The 2,116-nt window shown below is 67.5% G+C and carries 3 protein-coding genes; all 3 read left to right on the forward strand.

Going from position 1 to position 2,116, the window contains the following annotated elements; all coding sequences use genetic code 11:
* On the forward strand, positions 1-234 hold a 234-nt coding region (locus ACOJSJ_RS14975; protein ID WP_420145774.1), incomplete at its 5' end, for a hypothetical protein.
* Positions 235-321: 87 nt separating this feature from the next.
* On the forward strand, positions 322-885 hold the full coding sequence (locus tag ACOJSJ_RS14980; RefSeq protein WP_420145775.1) for a hypothetical protein: 564 nt from the start codon (positions 322-324) through the stop codon (positions 883-885).
* A 71-nt stretch (positions 886-956) separates the two neighbouring features.
* A partial coding sequence (locus ACOJSJ_RS14985; protein ID WP_420145776.1) for a DUF885 family protein occupies positions 957-2,116 on the forward strand: 1,160 nt, incomplete at its 3' end.

Here is a 2,116-nt window from a genome sequence, read left to right on the forward strand (position 1 = left end):
CAGGCCATAGCGCCGCTCAACGTCCCGCTATATCCCGGCAAGATCATCGACCATTATCTGATGGCTTCCTGCTTCGTAGGGGGCGAAACCTCCAATGATTATGGCGCGGGTAATCAGGCTGCGGGCGAAACGCTTGACCGCTATCTGATCCCCGAAGCAGCCGCATTGCTCAACACATGCGCGCGGGAAGTGGAGCAGGCGCTGATCGACACGCCGCTCGCCAAAGCCGCATAAGCGGTCGGCGAGATCGGGGCGCATCCCATGCGCTCCGATCCCGCGCCTCCTGTCCTACATCACCCCCGCCATGCCACCCTCCCCGGCATGACACAGCCAGACCTTCTCCACTTCACCCCCGTCCCGCTGATGCGCCGTGCGCGCGGCTGGACGCCCGATGCGCAACATGCCTTCATCGCCGCGCTGTCCCGCTGCGGCGTGGTGGCGCAGGCCGCGCGCAGCGTGGGCTGCACCCCGCGATCGGCCTATTATCTGCGCGCACGGCCCGGCGCCGAACCATTCGCCGCCGCATGGGACTGGGCGCTGGAAATGGGGCTGGACGCCAGCCGCGCCCGCGCCGTCGCGCTGGGCAGGGAACGGGAGGAAAAGCCCATCGTGCGGCGCGGCCGGATCGTGGGCACGCGCATCGAAACCAATCATCGCCTGCTCTTTGCGGCGCTCCGCGCGCTGGGCGCGGATCGCGACGCCCTGCCCCACCGGCAACGGATCGCCATGCGCCATATGCTCGGCAGGCTCGCCACGCTTGGCCCGTTCAGCCCCGTCGAATGGGATCATCTGCGCCCGACGCTGGCGATACTCAGCGGCGCGACGGCCGATCCGCCAGCGCCGCCGGCCGTGCATCGGCCTTGTCACAATCTGTCGGCGCCATGAAATAACATGTCGAATTTTGCGGGAAATATGCGAAGTTAAGCGGGAGAATATATCCACGGAGACCTGCCTTCATGCTGACCACCCGCCGCGCGCTGCTTGCCGCGGGCGCCTCTGCCGTCACCCTGTCCGCCATGCCGGGCCGCGCCATCGCCGACACGGCGGGGCCGGATGCCGCCGCGCAGGCATTGCTCGCCGACATGGCCGAAGCGATGCTGGCCGACGCCCCCGAAACGGCGAGCGGCCTTGGCATCGACACGGGGGAACGGGCCGCGCTCAAAAGCCGCCTCGGCAACAAGACACCGGCCGGTCAGGCGCAGATCGCCGCCCATGTAAAGGATCGCCTCGCCCAGTTGCGCGCCATCGATCTGGAACCGCTGTCGCCCGCGACCCGCATCGATGTGGAAGTGGTGCGGACCGCCCATGAAACCGCCGACCGGGGCTTTGCCTTTCCGTTCGGCGACATGGCGATCATGAACAGCAACTGGTCCTACCGCAACAGCCCCTATGCGGTGGCGCAGAACACCGGCAGCTTCGTCGAAACCCCCGATTTCCTCGACAGCAACCACAGCATCCGGAACAGCGCCGATGCCGACGCCTATATGGCCCGGCTCGACGCCTATGCCGCCAATCTGGCGGGCGAAACGCAGCGGCTGAAACAGGATGCCGGGATCGGCGTCGTCGCGCCCGCCTTCCTGCTCGACAAGACGCTGGGCCAGATGCGCGCCGTGCAGGCGCTGCCTTTCGACCAGTGGGTGCCCGCCGCCTCCATCGCCCGCCGGACAAAGGACATGCCGGGCCATTATGGGGCAAAGGCGGAGGCCTTCGTGCGCGACCGGATCGCCCCCGCCCTCGCCGCGCAGGTCGCCGAACTGGAACGCCATCGCGCCACCGCCACCATGGACGCGGGCGCATGGAAACTCCCGCAGGGCGACGCCTATTATGCCTGGGCGTTGAGCGCCGGGACCACCACCACCATGGCGCCGGAGGAGGTGCATAAGCTCGGCCTCGCACAGCTCGCCGCCCTGCAATCGCAGATGGACGGCCTGCTCAAAAAACTGGGCATGACGAAGGGAACGGTCGGCGAACGCATGACCGCCATGGGGAAAGACCCGCGCAACCTCTTCCCCGACAGCGATGCCGGGCGTCAGCAGATCCTGCAATTTATCGAAGGGCGCCTTGCCGACATCCGCACCCGCCTGCCCAATGCCTTCGCCACGCTGGTCCCCGCCAA

It is taken from the genome of Sphingobium sp. (assembly GCF_048594625.1).
GTDB lineage: Bacteria > Pseudomonadota > Alphaproteobacteria > Sphingomonadales > Sphingomonadaceae > Sphingobium.